Below are 21,756 nucleotides of genomic sequence, written 5' to 3' on the forward strand. Positions count from 1 at the left end.
ACTTTCGTCCACCTCTGTCCACAATTTCTTCGTCCACTCGCGTCCACTCTCTTCCTCTTCCCTACTTCCCCTTCAGCTTCCGCAGCTTGTCACGAGTTTCAGCGGCCTTCTGCATGTTTCCGAGTTTGTCATATACCTGGGCAAGATGGTCGAATATTTCAGTTTCCTGTGCATTGAGCCCAGCGGCTTTTTCCAGTAACTCCCTCGATTTGTCATATTCACCCATCCTGTAGAGTATCCAGCCGAGCGTATCAAGATAACTTGCACTGAGCGGCTCCGCTGCTACCGCTTTCATGGCAAGCGTTTTGGCTCTCGACAGATCGTTGCCCTGCTCGGCAAGCATGTAGGCAATATTGTTCATGGCAAGCGCATTTCCGGGATCAAGCTGCAAAACCTCCTCATAAAGTCTGATGCTTTTGACGGATAAACCCTGCCTGTCATAGCATAAGGCAAGAATACCCGCCGCCTGAAGGTAAAGCTCTTTCTCTGTTTTAACATTGATCGACTGCATCACGTTTTCAAGGAGCAAAACAGCACGGTCGAGCTTTCCCTCCTGAAACAGAAGATCCCCTTCCATGACCTGGAATCTCATCGCCAGAACCGGATATCGTTTTTTTGCCCGCACGATGATCGATGACGCTTTACGGTACGCTTTCTGCATGATATAGGCGGAAACCAGAGCCTCCTCGATGACCGGATTCCCCGGTACAAAAGAGCGTGCCTTGAGAAAATAACGCTCCGCTCCCTTTGCATCCTGCCGCTGAAGCATCGACTGCCCTCTGAGCAGATAAACGCCGCCATTGCGGGGATAATGCCTGTTCAGTTCAGAAATCATAACCTGGGCAGGCGCATCGTAGGCACTGTCCTTCAATGATCGAATAAGAAAGAGACGGGCAACCGCAATCTTCTGATCCACACCGATACGACCGAGCAGGTGAAACCGGTTAAGATCTTTCAAAAAAGTCTCCCGGTTTCCCGACTGTACAGAGACCTCAAACAGAGCGAGCCAGGCCGGAACATAGAGCGGATTGTCATTGATAACGTCCCGAAACGACCTGAATGCCGATTCATATTGACCGGTCTGCAGATAGAGCTCGCCAAGGGTAAGGCGCAGCTTCTCTTTACCATCTCCCTGTTCAACCAGCTCGTTCAGGGTACCGATTGCATTCTGATAGTGACGAAGCTTTATTTCAAGCAGCAGCACCTGGGCCTGGGTTGTTTCATTCTTCGGATCAATACGAAGAATCTCCTGAAAGACGGCAAGAGCTTTTTCGGGTTGATCGGCGGAAAGATATTCGACGGCAAGCAGAGAGAGGTTCTCCGGACGACCGGGCTCAAGCGTGACCAGGCGCTGGTAGAGCTCGGCCGCATAGGTGTAATCCGTCATCTGATGGGAGAGCTCTGCAAGATATCGCAGATACCAGGTATTCTGAGGATCAAGCTGAAGACTCTTTTCGCTGTATAATCGGGCAGAATCGGAAACACCAATACTGTAAAAAGATCGTGAAAGGGCATAATTGATAGCAGGAGTTGAAGCATCGCTCTTCAGAAGAGCCCGATAGCGATCAACAGCCGCCCTGTGCTCCCCTTTGACATTCAGCAGCAGTGCGCCGACAAACTCCCTTCTCTTCGATTCGGAAAGAGAGTCAGCCTTGAGGCTCCTTCCAGCAACAACCGGCTCTGAAGAACAGCCTGAAAGGGTGATCGCAAAAAATGCCGAAAACAGCAGCATGAAATGCACAGCATGCCGCCCTGCCGGTATAGCTCCGTACAGGCTACGCATTGAAAAGAGGACCTTCACTCCTCGCCACTCCTGTTGAAAATCGCACGTGCGCCTGCAGGGTCGCAACCCTTCCCCTCGGCGTTCTTGTCAGATAGCCCGCCTGGATCAGGTAGGGCTCGTAAACCTCTTCAATGGTATTCTGCTCCTCACCGACTGAAACGGCCAGAGAGGCTATACCGACGGGGCCGCCGTTAAATTTGTTGACAATGGTCTCCATGATTTTTTTATCCATATCATCGAGTCCCTCCTCGTCTATTTCGAGACATTCGAGCGTCTTCATGGCTATGGCGCGGTTAATGAGCGCTTCGGAATCAACCTGGGCAAAATCCCTCGCCCGACGGAGCAGTCTGTTGGCTATACGGGGAGTGCCCCGGGAGCGTCCGGCAATCTCCTTTGCCGCTTCACCATCGATACCGATACCGAGAATACCCGAGGCCCTGACAATGATTTTTTCAAGAAGATCCGGAGAATAGTAGTCAAACCGGCTGTTGATGCCGAAGCGTGCCCTGAGCGGAGAGGTCAGAAGACCGGAACGGGTTGTGGCTCCGACAAGGGTAAAGGGTTCAATACGAAGTTGTACGGCCCGTGCAGAGGGGCCGCTGTCGAGCATGATATCGATGCGGAAATCCTCCATCGCCGAATAGAGATACTCCTCAACTACCGGCGGCATGCGGTGGATCTCATCAATAAAGAGTACGTCACCCTTCTGCAGACCGGTCAGCAAACCGGCAAGATTGCCCGCCTTGTCAAGCAGAGGCCCGGAGGTTGCCTTGATGCTTCCCCCCATTTCAGAGGCGATAATATAGGCAAGTGTGGTTTTACCGAGTCCCGGAGGTCCTGAGAGCAAAACATGGTCGAGTGCATCTCCCCGGATTTTGGCCGCGGATATAAATACCTTCAGGTTATCGGTCAATCGTTGCTGCCCGGCAAAATCACCCATCCGAAGCGGACGTATCTGCTCCTCAAACCTTGTTTCAACGGCATCGGGTGGTGTATTGAGCAGTTCTATTCTCACAGCAGAGAGCGTTTCAGGTTGATGAGCACCTTCAGAGCTTTATGCGTGGATCCACAACTGCATAGAGCACATCAGAAACAAGATTGCCGAGTACGATCAGGGATCCTGAAATGAAGGTATTGGCGATGATCAGCGGATAATCCCTGGCAAAGATCGCCTCTACCGTCACCCTTCCCATACCGGGGAATGCAAAAATCACTTCGATAAAGAGCGCTCCGCTGAATATAAAGGGGAGTGAACTCCCCATAAGGGTAATAACCGGTAGCAGGGCGTTGCGAAGGGCATGTTTGAAAATAACCACATTTTCCGGCAATCCCTTCGCTCTTGCGGTTCGGATATAGTCCTGACGGATCACCTCAAGCATGCTCCCCCTGACATAGCGTGCGATACCAGCTGCCCCGTTAATGCTGAGCACGGTTACCGGCAGAACCAGATGCCAGAAACGGTCAAGCACAAAACCAGGCAGCCCGAAACTTTCCGCTCCGATTTCGTTCAGTCCTGATGCGGGAAAGAGCGGGTACTTCAGAGCAAAGAGTATAATCATCATGAGGGCAAACCAGAACTCCGGCATTGAATAAAAAAAGAGTGCACTCACGGTGAGAAAGCGATCAATAAAACTGTTCTGGCGAACCGCGGAAACAATACCGATAAGAATGCCAAAGGTGAAATTCGCAACAAGGGTAAGAGCCGCGATAGTTACGGTAATCGGCAAAGCCTCGGCAATGACATCGAAAACAGGCTGCTGGGCACGGCTGAAACTGCGGCCGAAATCACCCTGCAAGACATTGGCAAGCCACTTGACATACTGCACCGGGAGGGGATCGTTAAGACCATACTGCGCCCTGATCTGCTCGGCAACATTCGGACTGATACCCGGTTGTATAAAGAAGGCCGCCGGATCACCGGGAGCAAGCCTGATAATGAAAAAGGTCAGGGTCAGCACTCCGAAGATGAGCGGAACGGCTATCAGAATGCGTTTAAGAATATAGATCAGCATGACATCCTATTGGGTAAGCGCAGCTGAAGGCCGGAGCCTCCAGTCATCAAGATTGTAAAAAGTCCCCGAAATATTGAGCTCCTCGCCCTCAATCCTCTTGCTGAACCCCTGGGTCTCCTTGATCCAGTAGAGGAAGGTGATCGGCTGATCCCTGTGCAGAATCTCCTGATACTCCTGCCAGTAGGCTTTCGCTCCTGTCGGCTCCATTTTCTGTTTGGCAAGTTCACAGAGCTGATCAATTCGCGGATTGACATATCCGGTAAAATTAAAACGGCTCTTTTTGAGATCCGAACCCCATACATCAAGAGGATCAATCTCCAGACCTATCGACCATCCGGCCATCCATGCGTCAAGCTTTCTCTCCTGGAGATTCCCGAAAAAGACATTACTCTCCTGGACGTCAAGCTTGCAGTCAATTCCGATCGCACGAAGGTTCTGCTGAATAATCGTACTGGCATAGTTTCTGCGTGCATTGCCCGCATTGGTATAGAGCACAAAACTGAATTTCCGGCCCTGCTTCTGCAGGATACCGTCCGGCCCTGGAAGCCACCCTTCGGCTCTGAGAAGAGCGGAGGCTCTGGCAGGATCCATTGGATGCGGTGTTATCCGGTTATTGTAGGCCCATTTCAGGGATGGAGAAATATCGTTATTGCAGATCACACCATACGCTTTGAGATAGCCGTCAATAATGGACTCACGATCGATTGCAAGAATAAGGGCAAGCCTTACCTTTGGCGAACCGAAGAGCGGATGAGGTTTCACTTTTCCGCTTCTGCGGTACTCCTCCTGATCAATATTGGACCATCCGACATAGTCATAGGCCCTGAGTCCAACCGTTTTGATATCAATCTGCCTGTTTGCCTTCATGAGGGCGGTAAAATCCTCGGGTTTGATATTTTCAACAACATCAACCGCACCGGTCTGCAGCTGCGTCAGCCGCACCGTATAATCCGGCACCACTCTGAATGCAAGAGCAGGAATAGTTCCCGGTTTGGGGAGATTGGAGTTCCGGCTTGAAACCAGAATCATCTGCTGCTGCTGCTGCCATCTCTTCAGCTCGTAGGGACCGGCACCAAGCGGTTCGAGATTGAGCGGTGAGTGACGGAACTCTTCAGGTTTGACATCTTTCCAGCGGTGCATGGGCAGAGGTGTCAGCGAGGTATGATAAAGGGCAAGATGCTCCGCAACCGGTTTGTAAAACCTGAAAATCAGCGTTGTATCATCAGGGGTCTCTATTGCCCTGTCAAAATCTATACGGCCTTTGTCAGCTCCGACCAGTTCTGCAAGATACTGCTGACGGGCACTGGCAATGACCGGATTGCCATAGAGTTTATAGGAAAACTTGAAATCACCCGATACAATCCGCTTGCCGTCATTCCAGAATACATCATTTCTGAGGGTGTAGGTTATGGATTTATGATCCGCTGACATCTGCCATCTCCTGGCAACTGCGGCCCGGGGTGTTTTTTTTGCCTGGCCGGGCGGACTCTCCCGCAGTTTTTTTTCAAGCGCCATATAATTAAGCAGTCCCGTCGTCGTATCAAACTCGGTCTGAAGCAGCGAAGGATAGATCAGCCCCATGATATTGCCTGAAGTCACCGTACTGCCAAGTACAGGATTAAGGTAGTCAGCATCGCCAAGCATGGCAATGACAAGGGTAGAATCCATGGCCGCCTGACCCATGAGTGAGTGTTCACTGCCCCCTTTTTGCCGACCGCATCCACTCATGCCAAACAGGGCGAGAGCTGTCAGCAGGCTTAGCGCCAGGCCGGAGAAAGAAAAATTCCGGGCGTATAGGAACTCACTCCTCAAAATTTTCCTGTATTCTGTCATTATCGATTACTTGTTTTATCCTCTCGGTCAGGGCTTCAGCCGCAACATAATTCGAGTACCGCTTCAGCAGGAAATTAAGGGCAACAACCTCAATGATAACTGTAATATTTTTACCCGGAAATATAGGCAATTGTACAAGCGGAACATCGACACCGAGAATTTTAGTGAATTTGGTATCAAGACCCAGCCGTTCATAGCCCATCTCCTTGTTCCACTCCAGCAGCTCAACCACCACCAGCACCTCCTTGACATCGCGAATCGCCCGAATACCGAAGGTCGCCTTGACATCAACAACGCCGAGCCCGCGAATTTCCATGAAATGATCAACAATATTGTTTCGTTTGGCACTCAGCACCATAGACTCCCCCTTTCGATGTATTACAACAACATCGTCAGCGACCAGCCCGTGACCCCGCTCGACAAGATCAAGGGCTATTTCGGACTTTCCGAGGCCGCTCTTGCCGGTCAACAGCACACCGACCCCGTAGACATCAACCATTGAACCGTGATACTGCTGGTAGAGTGAAAACTGTTCATCAAGAAAGCCGGTAACAAGATAGACTGTTTTCGTTGAAGAGTGGCGGGTAATGTATACCGGAATGCCCGCTTTGGTTGCCATGGTGAGCAGCTCCGGAGGCAGTTTGTTGTTGCTGGTCAGAATAATGCAGGGCATCTTGAAGCGCACAAGATTTTCAAACACCCGTTTGCGCTCATCCTCATTCAGATGATTGAGAAACCTTGTCTCCGTATTTCCCAGAATCTGTACCCGCTTGTAGGTAAAGAGATTGGTAAATCCGGCAAGAGCAAGTCCGGGACGGTGAAGATCGCGCTCAAAAATCCGGCGCTTCTCTTCATCAACATTGTTCAGACGCCGCAACTTGATATCGTGCTTCTTGCCGATCGTATTAAAAAAATAGGCGACCGTTATCGATCGCTTTTTTAATCCTTTCTGATCAAGATTCATGGGTTTGGCAATGGAGGTGTGAAAAAAAACTGCGGGGCCAATCCATAAAAGACCCCGCAATAGTCATTAAGAGCGAGTTATGACTGTTTTTCCTTGTATTTGAGCAGCTGACGGCTCATTGCTTCGACGCAGTTATCGATACACTGTTCGTAGGCCACTCCCGCATCCTTGGCAACAAGCACATGCTGCGGAACATTCACCGTTATCTCTGCAAGCTTGTTCTTTTCAAAGTCATTCTTCTGATGATCCAGAATAACATGACAACTGATTATTCCGGGGAAAATCCGGGAAAGCGGAAGCACGGCATTGCGGGCATACTCCTCTATAGTCGCGTGATTATTGGAATGGCGCAGGGTAACCTTAACATTGAGCGGTTCATTGGCAACAACTTTTGTCATAACAACCTCCGTTAAATATATGGTGAACGTAAAGAAGGAACACGCCCCTGGTTTCTGGAGTAAACCGGAGCAGGAATAATCTATGCCCTGGGATGCGCTTTGCGGTATACCTCCTTCAGGCGATCAAAGGTAACATGGGTATATATCTCGGTTGTTGAAAGATTACTGTGACCGAGCATTTCACTGACGCTGGTAAGGTCAGCCCCGCTGTTCATCAGGTGTGTGGCAAAACTGTGACGCAGTATATGTGGATTTTTCTGTTTCTGCTCGGTGACCGAAACAAGATATTTTCTGGTCAATCGCTGGACAAGCATGGGATACAGCTGTTTACCCTTTTTTGTTACAAATACATAGTTTATCGATTCAGCTCTCCCCTTCAGAGATATTCTAAAGAAGTTTCGCCGGACTTCAAAATATTTTTTAAGTGCCTGAAGCGCAGCTCCCCCGACGGGAACAATCCGCTGCTTGCGCCCTTTGCCAATCAGTTTCACATAGCCGCTGTCAAGATCAAGCCGGTCGGTTGTCAGCCCGGTAAGTTCCGAGACCCGGAGACCACAACTGTAGAGCAGCTCAAGAATGCTCCGGTCACGCTCCGAAACAAACTCCTCCTCGATCGGGCTCTTTTCACGCTGCCGGAATGGTGCGGCTCCGGAAGCGAGCTCTTCATTAAAAAGCTTCTCTGTCTGCTGTTCGGTTAAAAAAGCCGGGACACGCTTCGGATAACGGGGTGTTGCTATAAAGGAAAAGAGGGAGCCCGTTATCTTGCCCGTCTCCTGCTGATAGCGATAGAAACTTTTAACCGAAGCAAGTTTTCGTGCAATTGAACGCGGCTTGACTCCTCTCTCTATCAGCGCTCCCATAAAAAGCCTCACATCTACAGCCTTAACCTGATCGAGAGCAAAACCGTTCAGATCATCAAGCCTGAAATGGTGCAGAAGAAAGGAAAAATACTGAATCAGATCACCCCGGTATGCTTTCAGCGTATTGGGTGAAAGGTTTTTTCTGCTCCGGAGCGCGCTGAGAAAGTCGCCGAGAGGCTTGTACTCTTCAGCCGCCGGAATGGTAAACCAGGATGAGGATGAATCCTTCATGAGAGTGCTACACAGAGAAGTTCCGCTTTATTTTTAATGTAATACAAATGAACACCACGGATCAGGAAATTGTTCAAACCCGGCTTCTCGACACCGCTCTCCATCCTGTCAGCATAAACCAGCCGGTCGTTTTGCCACACCATGAGCCGGGAGTTCCATAAACCGGGGTGATCAGCCGCTTCATGCAGCGCGGCAACAGTCAGTGCACCCTGCACAATACATTCACACCGTTCCGACCCGGCAACACCAACACGCTGCAGCGCAAGGTGTTCGAGCGCCATACCTTCAGAGACAAACTCAGGCAGAATAACCTGCTGGCGCTCCTCTTCAGGAACAAGCTGGGCCCTTATCTCACTGACCGACATACTCTCACTGCCGAGATGGCGGAGATCTTCACCACTCTCCGGGTCAATAAGGATAAAATGTCTTTCGGGAAAACCGGCGAAAACCGATAGCCGGTAGACCAGAAACTCATGCTCGAGATTCGCGGCAAAAATAATATCTCTGCGTGACCATACAACACGCCCGCTCTTCCCATCCAGCGCCCATATACCCTGATGCTCCGGACTTTGCGGTTGATAAAGGTGGCAATAGAACAGATCACGGGATGTTGTTTCAAAACCGGTAAACCACCCCTCACCGGAGGTGATTGGATGGCGAGTGTCCGTCAGGAGATAGTCATCAAAAAAAAACTCTCCGCTTGCTGTCTCAATGCTGAAAAAGAGGGCCTCGCGGCTCAGCGGAAAGCGCTTCTGACCGATAAGCTCTCCATTGCCGGTAAACATGAACTGCCAGATGAGCGCACCGGCTCCCGCATGATAGCTCCAGATGACCGGAAGCTGCTGTTGGATGATGGTCATGCCCGCTCTGCGCTCCTCATCAACCGGTAAATATTGACCGCAACCGAATCCGTGCCTGTCCGATACTCCCGGACCAGAGGGGTAACCGAAAAATCATTCTCCCCGGCCAGTTCAAGAAACTGCTCGGCAAGCCTTCTGCGCGGATCAGAAATAAAAGCCGCGCCTCCCGGTTTAAGCAGCTTGTCAATCGCATAAACAATCGGAAGGAGGTTCACCCGCTCGTAAAGCACATCGGCGGCAAAGAGCAGGTCAAACTGCTCTCTGCACTGCACCAGCCGCCAGTCAAGCCTTTCGGTCTCGACCTTCACCCTGTTTTTCAGCGCATTATAGCGGATAAAACGAAGTGCTTCCACAGAGTAGTCTGTAGCAAGAACACTCGCCCCTTTCCAGGCCGCAACAATTGAAGCCATCCCCACTCCGGCACCGATTTCAACGATGCGCTTCCCCTCAAGCGGAAGCTCATCGGCAATGAATGTCGAGAGCGTGATGGCGGAAGGCCAGATTTCAGCCCAGTAGGGCATCTGTTCATCCTTCACAAACTCCTCCGGCGATATCCTGTCAAGAAGGGCATAACTGTCAAGAACAGAGAGAAAGCTGAAGGAGTGGCCGCCAAAGGTATAGGGCTTTCCATCAAGATCATACTCTCCGGCAAGAGCCTCATAGAGTTGCTCTATCTCCTCTCCCGCCCCGGTATTTGGCAAGTTCATGATTATGCGGCTTTTTAACGTCAACTGTTCAGAAAAGTGGATTGCCGGCGGGGACAGAGCTCCCCGGTTTCCGATCAATAAAAAATCAAGGGAATTTACCGAAAAATAGAACCGGATTTCTATTTTGCATCAAACAGCCGGAACAAAACAATATAACGTCACCAAACCGCACACCAGATGAAAAAAGAGATCCTTGAAATTTTCAGCAACACCTACCCGGACCGGGAATACACCATTGAAATCGTCAATCCGGAGTTCACCTCGGTCTGCCCGAAAACCGGACTTCCGGACTTTGGCACCATCACTATCCGCTACGTTCCCGATAAAAGCTGTGTTGAACTGAAATCGCTGAAATACTATTTCCTTGAATTCCGCAACGCCGGAATCTTTTACGAAAACATCACCAACAGAATTCTCGACGATCTGGTCAGCGTTATGCAGCCACGAACGCTCTCTGTCACAACCGAATGGAAAGCAAGGGGAGGAATAACCGAAACCGTCAGCGTCAGCTACAGTGCTGCGCGATGAACGCCGGACATAAAAAAAGCCCCGGAGGAGCACTCTGAGGCTTTTTTTATACTTTATGTAACTTTCGGATCTTCTTTCGATCAGTATTTATCAAGCCCCTCATTCAGCCACTGCATGATCGTTATAGCATCAGCATCACTGATCATGCCTGAAGCACCTCCCGCTTTTTCCTGCATACTCTTGACCACCACGTCAATCTTGCCTCTCTTTTTGTACTTGCTTTTCAGCACGTCCATAACGGAGAGCTGCGTATGGCAGATATTGCACTTGGCTGTCCAGAGATCCTTTGCTGCAACGAAGTTAAATCCAGCAGGTGCAAGTGGAACACCCGGAGAGAGTACCGGTTTTTCCAGATAGGCTTTCAGCTCATCAACCGAACGAATGGATGAGCCGTCCATCAAGAGGGTGCGTCCGGTGTTTGAACGCAGTATCCCGGAAGGTCTGAGCCAGAGCGATCCAAACATCACGGCTACAATACAGATAATAGTCAGGGGGAAACTCAGAAACCACTTGGAGCTTATTCTTGAGGACATCTTGCCAAGCCCCATAATCACGAGAGAGGCAAAGCAGATCAGCGTAAGCCACCCCGCAAAGGAGCGCAAGGGAGTCAGTATTGGAGAGAGATTGTCTGCCGGGAGCTTGTAGCCGGTTAAAAAAGACAACCCGAAAAGCAAAGCCCCCATTAAGACAGCTCCCCCTACTGCCAGGGCAGCAAGCTTACCATTTGATTTGTTGTCCATGTCAGGTAATGAGTTAGGTGTTAGTGGCTTACCCAAAAAATTATAGAGTCAAGATAAGCATAAATAGTAAAGACGACAAACAGAAACCTTAAAAAGCTTTTGTATTACTCCTGCCCGTTCATCGTAATTGACAAAAGTCAGGAAACATCATTTGTAACTGAGTTGATTTTTTCGAATACTGCAAAAATCAAAAAATTACCGTAATCAACCCGGGAACCGCCTCACCGTGATGCTCACCACTACCAGCAACGTCATAGATTTCGAGAAGGCCGAACGCGATTTCACCTTTCTGCTCCACTGCTTTCAGGAGGTGCTGTGTGAACTCGGTGAGAAAAAACTTGCCGACCACCTCCCCTGGCAGGGTGCAAGCCTCCCCCTTGAACACTATCCCGACACGGAGCGGGCCCTGCAGGCCTTCTCGATTGTTTTCCAGCTTCTCAATATGGCCGAGGAGAACTCTGCCGCCCAGAACCGTCGGGCACTGGAAGCCGACAAGGGATTATCCCATCTCACCGGACTCTGGGGCAGAACACTGCTGCGGTTTCGTGAACGCGAAATCCCTGTGGAGGAGATCTGCAGCCTGCTGCCGGATGTGGCCATTAACACCGTACTGACAGCACACCCGACTGAAGCCAAACGAAAGACGGTGCTCGAACAGCATCGTCAGCTCTATCTGCTTCTGGTCAAACGTGAAAACCAGATGTGGACCCCGCTTGAACAGCTTGAGATCAAAAGTGAGATCAAAAGCGTGCTCGAAAGACTCTGGAGAACGGGTGAGCTTCTCTACGAAAAGCCGGGAATCGACGATGAACGGCGCAATGTTATTCACTATCTCTACAATATTTTCCCGGAAGCCCTCCCCATGCTTGACAAGCGACTCCAGCAGGCGTGGCGGGAAACCGGATTTGATCCCGCTCATCTCTCCGATCCCCGCTCACTACCCCGCCTTAACTTCGGAAGCTGGGTAGGCGGTGACCGGGACGGCCATCCGCTCGTTACGGCAGAAGTTACTGAAGAGACCCTGGCTGAAATGCGCCGGAGCGCCCTGAAACTTGTCAGGCACCATCTCTATGAACTTGCATCCAAACTGAGCCTCTCCGACCGGCTCCAGTCTCCCGGAAAACCACTGGTGCTGCGCATAGAGACTTTAAAGAAAAAGCTCGCCGAGAAAGGCAGTGATGCACTCCGCAAAAACCGTCATGAGCCATGGCGCCAGTTTCTCAACCTGCTCATTGCCGCACTTCCGCCTGAATCGGAGATCCCGGCAGCGTCTAACCATTGCGGCTATAACGCTTCGGTTGAACTCCTTGAAGATCTCTCTCTCCTTCGCCACTCCCTGCTTGCTGTAGGAGCACAGCATCTGGCCGACATGGAGGTTGCACCGGTCTACAGGATTGTTCAGACTTTCGGTTTTCATCTCGGCACACTCGATATACGCCAGAACAGCCACATTCACGAGCTTGCCCTTTCGCAGCTCATGACGGCTGCAGGACTTGACGGAAGCGGGTTTCTTGAATGGGATGAAACAGCCAGAAGAGTATTTCTTGATCGGGAACTGCAATCTCCCCGGCCCTTCACTCATCCGGATATGAGTGCAGGAGCCGAAGCTGAAGCGGTACTCGCCTGTTACCGGGTGCTGCTGAAGCACAACAAGAGCTATGGCACCGACGGTCTCGGATCGCTCATCGTCAGTATGACCAGAAATGTCTCCGACCTGCTTGTTGTCTATCTGTTTGCCCGGGAAGTCGGCCTGATGACACCGACCGGAGATGGAGACGCCTGTATACTTCCTGTTGTGCCGCTCTTTGAGACCATTGACGATCTCCGGAAAAGTCCTGCTATTCTCTCTGAATTTCTCCACCATCCGGTCACCCGAAGAAGCCTCGAATACCGGAGAGAGGCGGCAGGAAAACCGCGCAAAATCCAGCAGGCAATGATCGGTTACAGCGACAGCAACAAGGACGGTGGTATTTTTACCAGTACATGGACACTTTACCGTGCCCAGGAGACTCTGATTGCTGCAGGAAAAGAGAGCGGAACAGATATTCTTTTTTTTCATGGCAGAGGAGGAAGCATCAGCCGTGGAGCAGGCCCGACGCACCGCTTCATCAAGGCTCAGCCCTACGGGTCGTTCAAAACCGGTATGTGCTTTACCGAACAGGGTGAAACCATTGCACAGAAATATGCCAATCGTATCAGCGCAGTCTATAATCTTGAACTCTTCATGGCCGGCGTTGCCGGAGCACTTGGAAAGCAGCAGCAGAGCGAACATCGGGTACATCCGCTTGAGCCGATGATGGACCTGCTGTCGGAAAAAAGCTACCAGGCATACCGGGAGCTGATCGAAACAAAGGGATTTCTCACATTTTTCCGCCAGGCCACACCTATCGACATCATTGAATCAAGCAGAATCGGTTCGCGACCCTCAAGAAGAAGCGGCAAAAACAGCCTTGAAGACCTTCGGGCAATCCCCTGGGTCTTCAGCTGGAACCAGGCCCGCTTCTCGCTCTCCGGCTGGTACGGTGTCGGCAGTGCGCTTGAATATCTGCATGAAAGCAATCCTGAGGCGTTTGAAGAGATCCGTCAGCGCAGCCATGCCTGGCCTCCTCTGCGCTACATCATCAGCAATGCCGACACGAGCATTGCCTCGGCTGACCTGCAGATCATGCGCCAGTATGCCTTAATGGTCAGTGATCGCAGCCTCAGGGAGAGGTTTCTCGGCATGATCGAAGCGGAGTACCACAGGACAAAAACCTATATCGACCTGCTCTATTCAGCGCAGCTCGAAACACAGCGAATCAATGTAAACCGATTTATCTCCCTGCGCCGTGAAGGACTTGATATACTCCACCGTCAGCAGATCACTCTGCTCCGGCAATGGAGAGAGCTGAAGAACTCGGGAAAGCAGGAGGAGGCGGAGAGCATGCTCCCCGAGCTCCTTCTGACCGTGAATGCAATTTCGGGAGGTCTGAGAACAACAGGGTAATGGTGATCGGACAGATCCGTCTGATCTGTCTGATCTGTCGGATCTGTCGGATCTGTCGGAAAAACGCGGAATTACAGCTAATTTTACCTATTTTTACGTAAATACGCCGGAATTCCGAAACATTCAACAACCGACTCTGATGCTCTCAACCCTTAACGCGGCAGCCCTGATTGGCATTGACGCCATGCAAGTGGCGGTCGAAACCAATGTTACCGGAGGTATTCCCTCGTTTACGGTCGTGGGACTTCCGGACAATGCCATCCGCGAGAGCCGGGAGCGGATTCTCACCGCAATCAGAAATTCAGGCTTTGATATACCTCCGAAAAAAATCACGGTCAATCTTGCCCCTGCCGATATAAAAAAAGAGGGAACGGCCTTTGATCTTCCGATTGCCATCGGACTGCTCGGCTCACTCAACCTCATACGCCACCGGTTTGAAAACACACTTATTCTCGGTGAACTTGCCCTTGACGGCTCGGTACGCAGAATCAACGGAGCACTGCCGGTTGCGATCATGGCCGGAAAAGAGAAGATTAAACGCTTGATCGTGCCGCAGGCTAATGCTGCCGAAGCCGCTGTGGCCGTCTCGGCATCAAATACAACCATCAAGGTTTACGGTGTGGAAACCCTCAACGGAACCGTTGAGCTTGTAAACGGCAGAAGTGAACAGGCTCCGGTTACCGTAAATGTCGCAGAGCTCTTTGAGCGGGAACCGGAATACCCTGTTGATTTTGCCGATATCAAGGGTCAGGGGGCGGCAAAAAAAGCTCTTGAAATTGCCGCAGCCGGAGGCCATAATGTCATCATGATCGGCCCTCCGGGGAGTGGAAAAACCATGCTGGCCAAGGGATTGCCGGGAATTCTCCCTCCACTGAGCTTTGAAGAGTCCCTTGAAACCACCAAAATCTACTCGGTAGCCAACCTGCTGGAACTGCAACGACCGCTCATGGTCACCCGTCCTTTCCGCAGCCCCCACCATACTACAAGCAATATTGCGCTTATCGGCGGAGGTTCAAATGCAAAACCGGGAGAGGTCAGTCTTGCTCATAACGGTATTCTTTTTCTTGATGAACTGCCTGAATTCACCCGTAACGCCCTCGAAGTACTCCGTCAGCCGCTTGAAGACCGGGAGGTGACCGTTTCAAGAATATCCATCACGACACGCTATCCGGCAGGATTTATGCTTATTGCGGCCATGAATCCGAGCCCGGCGGGCGCACTGAAAGACCGTGACGGAAACCTGACGGCAACTCCTCCGCAGATCCAGCGATATCTCTCCAAAATTTCCGGCCCCCTGCTCGACCGCATTGACATTCACATTGATGTCCCGAAAGTTGAGAACACCGAGCTCTTTTCAACATCGACAGCCGAAAACTCGCAAACAATCCGCAAACGGGTCATTGAGGCAAGAAAGATCCAGCTTGCGCGGTTCAACGGAACGCCAAAAATCTATACCAATGCCCAGATGAATGCGAAAATGATCAAACTCTTCTGCCGTCTCGACACCGAAAGTTCACAAAAACTCATGGATGCCATGAACCGCCTCAACCTTTCAGCAAGGGCTCACGACCGTATCCTGAAGGTAAGCCGCACTATCGCCGACCTTGAGGGCTCCGAGCAGATAGCGATGAAGCATCTCATACAGGGTATACAGTACCGCAACCTTGACCGCGATTTCTGGAGCTTCTGATTCCATCAAACCCTCGTTAACTCCATAAACCTCAATTGAATATTGCCTCCCCGCTCTCTATATTACCGATTCAATTCAATAGCCAATTGACATCCTTAATCTCAGTAACAGGGAGCATGATCATGAACGCAAGGGGAACTTTCCGGTATGCACTGCTTGCCGGTATACTTTTTTCCGCCGCACCCGGCCTGGCCGCAGAACCTTCAGGGAGTACAACTGCCATAGAGGCCCGCATCAACCGTCTTGAGCGTGAGCTTGCCGAGCTGAAGGCTCTCGTAAAGAGCAGTGTTCCAACGTCAGAAAAACCTGTAACAAGCACTCCCCTTACCGTATCGTCTGCTTCCGGAGCAAAGGTGCAGCTCTACGGATTTGCCCGCCTCGACGGCGCATACGATTCCGGAAAAATCAATCCCGGCAATACCGCCATGTGGGTTCGTCCAGAGAATCTGAACAACAATGACGGGGAGTGGAATATGACTGCGGGTGCAACACGAATCGGCATAAACCTGAGCGGTCCGGATACGAAAGGCATAAAACTCACGGGCAACATCGAAATGGACTTTTTTGGCGGAGGAACGGAAAACAACCAGAATCCCCGACTCCGTCACGGCTGGCTGAAGGCATACTGGCCGGCATCGGATTTCAGCATTCTTGCCGGTCAGACGTGGGATGTCAACTCATCGCTTATTCCATTTGTGGATGACCCCGCGCTGATGTGGAGCGGCGGCAATATCGGCTCCCGTCATCCACAGTTCCGGCTGACCAAAGGATTTTCTGCCGGCGAAAAAGGTCATGTGGAACTCACCGCAGCCGTAGCAAGAACGATCGGAGAGGCAAACACGCTTGCCGATTCATGGAACACCGATCCGGGAAAGGATGCAGCAATTCCGGCCATCCAGGGCCGCATCGCCTGGTCGGGACCGGTTCTGGTGGCTGATCAGCCGGCAACCGTTGCGCTCTCGGGCCACTACGCAGAGGAGGAGTGGGACACCGATAAAACAGGAACGCATCAAACGCTTGACTCATGGTCATGCAGTGTTGAGCTATCCATGCCGGTAAACCGGAAACTGACACTGGCCGGTGAATACTTTACCGGTACCAACCTTGACGACTATTTCGGCGGTATCGGTCAGGGAGTCAACACCGCAACAGTGAGGGAGATTCGTTCCAGTGGAGGATGGGGCGCCGTCAGGTACACACCCTCTCCATCTGTCACCATCAATATGGGCGGAGGTATTGACGACCCCAGGGATAGTGACCTTCCCGCAGGGGGCAGAAAAGTGAACGGAACCATTTTCGCCAACATCATCAATAAAATCACACCGGACCTTATTCTTGGCATTCAGCTTTCAGAGTGGCGGACCGGATATCTGAACTCAGGCACGGCCGATGCCCTGCGTGCACAGAGCTCCCTGACCTACAAATTTTAGAGAAAGAGTGTTTGTCGGGGAGGGAGGGACTTCAGCAAAAGCCTCGCTATTACTTGTAGTGAGCAATTATCTCTCCTATTCAATAATAATCTCTGAGGGCATCATCGCCATCATATGCACCCTGCCCGAGAGCATCAGCCTATCATAGAACGCCGCAATTGAGGAGAGATGGCGGACGGGAAGGAACTCCTGCATGAGTTGTTTTTTAAATGCCGCACCGATCATGCCCGGGAGCCCGGCACGGTTTCCCTGTACGAGCATTTCGATCCAGCTCTTCTGTTCGGGATAGAGAATGATCCGGGGGTTTTTGCTCATATCCATCTTTGCAAGAAGCCGGGCTGCATGAATGGCATCAAACAAACCTCCTGTACGGTCAACCAGACCCGCCTTCAGGGCCCTGGTTCCGCTCCAGACACGTCCCCCGGCAACGCTGTCAACCGCCGTCAGCGGCATCCTCCTTGAGCGTGCAACTTTTCCTATAAAATCATCATAGATCTCACCTGAAGCTGCCACAAATTTCCGGTAGGCCTCCTTATCAAGCGGTTTGAACGGGCTATTGGCATCAGCCAGACGCCCCCTGGTCACCACATCACGACCAAGACCTGTTTTTGCAACAAGAGCACTGATCTCGGGCTTGAGCGCATAAACACCGATGGAACCGGTAATGGTAAGCGGCGAAGCGAAAACCGTTTTCCCTGCAAGAGCCGCCATATAGCCGCCTGAAGCAGCCACACCCGACATGGAGACCACAAGCGGTTTTTTTACGGCAGCAGAGTCAAGCATCTGGAGAATCTCCGCCGATGCAAGCGCATCGCCGCCGGGGCTGTCAATGCGCAGTACAAGAGCCTTGACCTTTTTGTCATCAAGGGCCGCATCAAGCGAGTGCCGCAAACTCTCCACATCAACACCCTCTCCCATACCGAGAGCGCTTTCACCCGCAGTGCGAACAATCGGACCGGAAAGGGTTATCAGGGCAATACGCTCATCACCCGCCCCCTTCATCGGCCAATCAACAGCAGAACGATACTCTCCACCGGAGACCAGGGCATCGTTCTCTCCGGTCGGCTCTTTGCCTGTTATTTTTCTGTTCAGGGCACGCTTCAACTCCCAGCTCGAAGCTGCAGAGTCCACCAGTCCGAGAGTTTTGGCCCTGGAATCGGAGATCAGGGCAATCCGGTCAATAATCCCGCTGAGTGAATCGCGGCTGATTCCGCGCCGCCGGGATGCATAACCAAGGTAATCATCATAGACCTCATCAAGCAGCCCGCCGATCTGTTCAAAATACTCGCGGCTCGCCCCGGTTCTTGTAAAAGGTTCGATACCGCTCTTGTACTGCTTCCACTGAGCTGCCTGAAACCTGATACCGATCTTTCCAAGCGGTGTGGTATAAAAAAGCGTTTCGGCTTTCAATCCGTCAAGCAGCAGATAGCCTCCCCGTTCCATTACAATAGCGTCGCATGCCGAAGCAAGCAGATAATCACTGTCCTCCGGAGAGCTCAGGAAAGCGGTGACTTTTTTACCCCTTGAACGCACCTTTTCAATCGAGCTTCGCAACTCGCTGATTTTTGCCGGTGAGGCGTGCAAGCCTCCGATTTCAAGCAGCAGCTCTTTGACACGCTCATCAGCCGCGGCATGATCAAGAATAAAGAGCAGATCCTGCAGTGAGAGCGGCTCCCTGGAAGAGAGAAACGGAAGAGTGCTGCTTTCACCCTGTATCTCGCTGAGATCACCTGAAAGCTGAAGGTTCAGCACAAAACGGTCAGGCAGTGTATGTGAAGAGCGGAACAAACAAAACAGAACGACTATAAGCAGCAATGGCACAAGAGTGAGCACAAGGCAGCTTTTACGCCGGCATCCCCGATTTTTCTCTGGCGAACTATTCATACAAGAGGCAACTTACCTGATGGCCATCACTGTTATCAAGCTCCTTAAGCAGCGGCTCCTTCTGCCGGCACTCCGGCATGGCAACGGGACAACGCGGATGAAAACTGCACCCTGAAGGGATATGCATTGGTCCGGGCAGATCACCCTTCAGAATAATCCGCTCTTTTTTCCCGCCGAGATCCGGAGAGGGAATTGCCGAAAGAAGTGCCCGGGTATAGGGATGTTTCGGATTGGCATAGAGCTCGCCGGATCGGGCAATTTCAACTATTTTGCCGAGATACATGACCGCAACCCGGTCGGAAATATATTCAACAACCGACAGATCGTGGGCAATGAAGAGATAGGTCAGCCCCAGCTCCCGCTGAAGATCTTTAAGCAGATTGATGATCTGCGACTGAATTGAAACATCAAGCGCCGAGACCGGCTCATCACAGATAATGAATTTCGGATTAACCGCAAGCGCCCGGGCAATACCGAGCCGCTGACGCTGCCCGCCTGAAAACTCATGGGGATAGCGATTGAAATACTCCCGCTGCAAACCCACAACATCAAGCAGCTCCTCAATTCTCTTTCGGGCACTCTCTTTGCGGGCAATATTATGGACAGCGAGAACCTCACCAAGCATCTGCCCGACGGTCAAGCGGGGATTGAGTGATCCGAACGGATCCTGAAAGATCATCTGGATCTCCTTGCGCAGCGTCCGGAACTCACTGTTGCTGATCAAGGATATCTCCCGGTCGTCAAACATGATCCTGCCCGATACTGCGGCATGACCGAGGCGAATCAGAGCCCTCCCGAGCGTTGTTTTACCACAACCGGACTCTCCGACCAGTCCGAGTGTCTCCCCCTCAAAAACATCAAAAGAGACCCCGTTAACCACCTTGATCGGCAGGGGTTTACCAAATCCCCCGCTCTGACTCTGAAAAAATTGCACCCTCAGATCGTTGACCGAGAGTAACCGCCGTGGAAGCTTCATCTTTGACTGAACGCTGTTTATCGTATTTTTATTATTATACTAAAAGCAATGTGAATCTACCAGTGAGCTCGCTATCTATTAATTGCGGGGCTCGATCAGAACAATAAAAATCCTCGTTTCAAGCATCTCTACACTTGCCATCAGAACAGCTACATAGCGGAACACTTTACGTTGTTGCCACTCCTCTCGGAAATCTCGAAGATATTACCCTGAGAGCGGTTAAAACACTGCAGCAGTGTGACGCTATCGCCTGTGAAGATACTCGCCGGGCATCAATTCTGCTTAAAAATCTTGAGATTTCAGGCAAAAAGCTCATCAGTTACCATAACTACAATGAGCTGCGGGCTATCGGGCAGATTATCGCCCTGCTTGAAGAGGGCACTGATGTCGCACTTACCACCGATGCCGGCACACCCGTGATCAGCGACCCCGGATACGCCATGCTGCAAGCCCTTCACCAGAGAGGATTCAAGGTCATTCCGATTCCCGGCCCGAGCGCTGTAACCGCCGCTCTGTCGGTATGCCCGCTCCCGGTCAACAACTTTTTTTTCGCCGGATTTCTTCCGCATAAAAAAGGGCGTAAAACCCGGCTTGAACAGCTTGCCGGGCTCCATGTTTCGATTGTCCTCTACGAGTCTCCGTTCAGAATCATGAAACTGCTTGACGAGATTGAAAAGGTCATGGAGGATGCCCGGATTTTTATCGGACGCGAAATGACAAAAATACATGAAGAGTATATCACCGGAACTATTGAAGAGATCCGCCTCCACCTGACCGATGCAAAGAGACGGGGGGAGTTTGTCGTTATTGTTCACCCCGCAGACAAAAAATCAAACAAATCAGAAGAGCACCATGCAGATCATTACTGAACCCGCCCAGATGCAGCTCATAGCCGAAAAGCTTCGCCTCAACCGGCAGCTTGTCGGTGTGGTCATGACCATGGGAGCACTGCATGAAGGACATCTGAGTCTGGTGAAACTCGCACAGGAGTGTGCGGGCACCGTCATTCTTACGATTTTTGTCAACCCCCGTCAGTTCGGACTGAACGAAGACCTTCACCGCTATCCGAGGCCTTTCGAGAAGGATGTCGCTCTTGCCAAAGCTGCCGGAGTCGACTACCTCTTTGCACCGCAAGCAGAAACCATCTACCCCGAAAACTTTTCAACAACGGTTCAGTGCGGCCCCCTCGCCAAACGGTTCGAGGGTGAGAAGAGACCGGACCTTTTCAACGGTGTCGCTACCGTTGTCACCAAACTCTTCAATATCACAAAACCGCATGTCGCTGTTTTCGGCGAAAAAGATGCGCAGCAGCTCGCAATTATACGAACATTGGCAGGCGATCTCAATCTTGACATCAAGATTGTCGGAGCCCCCGTCATCAGGGAGGAAAACGGCCTGGCGGTAAGTTCCAGAAACATCTACCTTACAAGTGAGGAACGCCGTGATGCGGCCATTCTCCACAGAGGAATCCTTCATGCCGAAAAGCGGGTTGCCGAGGGTGAAACAAAACTGCATACCATTGCCGCAGAGATCAGGGAGATGATCTCCTTAACCCCCGGCTTTCGTGCGGATTATGTTGAATTTGTTGATGAAGAAGGGTTTGAACCGGCTGAAACCGCCTGGAAGGGAAAGGAGTACCGGCTGCTGATTGCTGCATGGGCAGGAACCGTCCGACTGATTGATAACGGGAGAATCCATGCATAGCTGAAGCGTACGCTTCAACGTTACCGGAAACAACTTTTTTGTGCTATATTTAAAAACGTATTCACTGACAGCCTTCTGATAACATGCCTAAGTCTGCACTGGGTAAGGCCGGGAATGAACAGCTTACATTTACAAGGCCCCCTATAAATCGTAATGAGCGGTTCGAGGGC

General features: G+C 51.4%; 18 protein-coding genes. 6 read left to right on the plus strand and 12 right to left on the minus strand.

Annotation, left to right across the window (positions count from 1 at the left end):
• Positions 1-61: 61 nt before the first annotated feature.
• From BOO20_RS07515 to BOO20_RS07555, 9 genes are all read right to left on the minus strand, one after another.
• A complete protein-coding gene (locus BOO20_RS07515) occupies positions 62-1,783 on the minus strand; it encodes a tetratricopeptide repeat protein (RefSeq protein WP_076791767.1) in 1,722 nt (573 codons plus the stop codon).
• Entirely contained in the window at positions 1,776-2,798 is a 1,023-nt protein-coding gene (ruvB, locus tag BOO20_RS07520; protein WP_076791769.1) for a Holliday junction branch migration DNA helicase RuvB, read from the minus strand. The genes BOO20_RS07515 and ruvB overlap by 8 nt, the downstream gene beginning before the upstream one ends.
• Before the next feature lie 31 nt (positions 2,799-2,829).
• Positions 2,830-3,795, minus strand: a complete 966-nt coding sequence (locus tag BOO20_RS07525) for an ABC transporter permease (RefSeq protein ID WP_076791770.1) — start codon at positions 3,793-3,795, stop codon at positions 2,830-2,832.
• Between the two features lie 6 nt (positions 3,796-3,801).
• Positions 3,802-5,523, minus strand: coding sequence for a peptide-binding protein (locus BOO20_RS07530; protein WP_233120920.1), 1,722 nt, complete (start codon positions 5,521-5,523; stop codon positions 3,802-3,804).
• A gap of 73 nt (positions 5,524-5,596) precedes the next feature.
• Positions 5,597-6,592, minus strand: coding sequence for an HPr(Ser) kinase/phosphatase (hprK, locus tag BOO20_RS07535; protein WP_076791802.1), 996 nt, complete (start codon positions 6,590-6,592; stop codon positions 5,597-5,599).
• Positions 6,593-6,669: 77 nt separating this feature from the next.
• On the minus strand, positions 6,670-6,990 hold the full coding sequence (locus BOO20_RS07540; RefSeq protein ID WP_076791773.1) for an HPF/RaiA family ribosome-associated protein: 321 nt from the start codon (positions 6,988-6,990) through the stop codon (positions 6,670-6,672).
• 80 nt (positions 6,991-7,070) lie between these two features.
• Positions 7,071-8,081 (minus strand): tyrosine-type recombinase/integrase, encoded by a 1,011-nt coding sequence (locus tag BOO20_RS07545; protein ID WP_076791775.1) that lies wholly within the window; start codon positions 8,079-8,081, stop codon positions 7,071-7,073.
• Positions 8,078-8,941 carry a DUF4905 domain-containing protein gene (locus BOO20_RS07550; protein WP_076791776.1) on the minus strand — a complete coding sequence of 288 codons (864 nt, stop codon included), beginning with the start codon at positions 8,939-8,941 and terminating at the stop codon, positions 8,078-8,080. Before BOO20_RS07550 ends, BOO20_RS07545 begins: the two co-directional genes overlap by 4 nt.
• A complete protein-coding gene (locus tag BOO20_RS07555; protein ID WP_076791778.1) occupies positions 8,938-9,648 on the minus strand; it encodes a methyltransferase in 711 nt (236 codons plus the stop codon). Before BOO20_RS07555 ends, BOO20_RS07550 begins: the two co-directional genes overlap by 4 nt.
• A 177-nt stretch (positions 9,649-9,825) precedes the next feature.
• Between BOO20_RS07555 and queF the strand changes: the two genes are divergently transcribed.
• The gene (gene queF, locus BOO20_RS07560) at positions 9,826-10,176 is read left to right on the plus strand and encodes a preQ(1) synthase (protein ID WP_076791780.1); all 351 of its coding nucleotides are present in this window, start codon (positions 9,826-9,828) and stop codon (positions 10,174-10,176) included.
• 80 nt (positions 10,177-10,256) lie between these two features.
• On the opposite strand, the gene BOO20_RS07565 is transcribed toward queF, so the two are convergent.
• Positions 10,257-10,916, minus strand: coding sequence for a photosystem P840 reaction-center cytochrome c-551 (locus tag BOO20_RS07565; protein ID WP_076791781.1), 660 nt, complete (start codon positions 10,914-10,916; stop codon positions 10,257-10,259).
• A gap of 229 nt (positions 10,917-11,145) precedes the next feature.
• Between BOO20_RS07565 and BOO20_RS07570 the strand changes: the two genes are divergently transcribed.
• The 3 genes from BOO20_RS07570 (at position 11,146) to BOO20_RS07580 (ending at position 17,022) form a co-directional block, all read left to right on the plus strand.
• Entirely contained in the window at positions 11,146-13,902 is a 2,757-nt protein-coding gene (locus BOO20_RS07570) for a phosphoenolpyruvate carboxylase (protein WP_076791783.1), read from the plus strand.
• 139 nt (positions 13,903-14,041) lie between these two features.
• Complete coding sequence (locus BOO20_RS07575) at positions 14,042-15,592, plus strand: YifB family Mg chelatase-like AAA ATPase (RefSeq protein WP_076791785.1); 1,551 nt, start codon at positions 14,042-14,044, stop codon at positions 15,590-15,592.
• A gap of 122 nt (positions 15,593-15,714) precedes the next feature.
• Positions 15,715-17,022: a DcaP family trimeric outer membrane transporter gene (locus BOO20_RS07580; RefSeq protein WP_076791803.1), complete on the plus strand. Its 1,308-nt coding sequence runs from the start codon at positions 15,715-15,717 to the stop codon at positions 17,020-17,022.
• Positions 17,023-17,097: 75 nt separating this feature from the next.
• Here the strand turns inward: BOO20_RS07580 and sppA are convergent, their stop codons facing one another.
• Positions 17,098-18,906: a signal peptide peptidase SppA gene (sppA, locus tag BOO20_RS07585; RefSeq protein ID WP_076791786.1), complete on the minus strand. Its 1,809-nt coding sequence runs from the start codon at positions 18,904-18,906 to the stop codon at positions 17,098-17,100.
• On the minus strand, positions 18,899-19,882 hold the full coding sequence (locus tag BOO20_RS07590; RefSeq protein ID WP_076791788.1) for an ABC transporter ATP-binding protein: 984 nt from the start codon (positions 19,880-19,882) through the stop codon (positions 18,899-18,901). The genes sppA and BOO20_RS07590 overlap by 8 nt, the downstream gene beginning before the upstream one ends.
• 134 nt (positions 19,883-20,016) lie before the next feature.
• Here BOO20_RS07590 and rsmI point away from each other — a divergent pair, with 134 nt between their 5' ends.
• A complete protein-coding gene (gene rsmI, locus BOO20_RS07595; protein WP_076791789.1) occupies positions 20,017-20,751 on the plus strand; it encodes a 16S rRNA (cytidine(1402)-2'-O)-methyltransferase in 735 nt (244 codons plus the stop codon).
• On the plus strand, positions 20,735-21,586 hold the full coding sequence (gene panC / locus BOO20_RS07600) for a pantoate--beta-alanine ligase (RefSeq protein WP_076791791.1): 852 nt from the start codon (positions 20,735-20,737) through the stop codon (positions 21,584-21,586). Before rsmI ends, panC begins: the two co-directional genes overlap by 17 nt.
• Positions 21,587-21,756: the final 170 nt, after the last annotated feature.

It is taken from the genome of Chlorobium sp. KB01 (assembly GCF_001975465.1).
Taxonomy (GTDB): domain Bacteria; phylum Bacteroidota; class Chlorobiia; order Chlorobiales; family Chlorobiaceae; genus Chlorobium.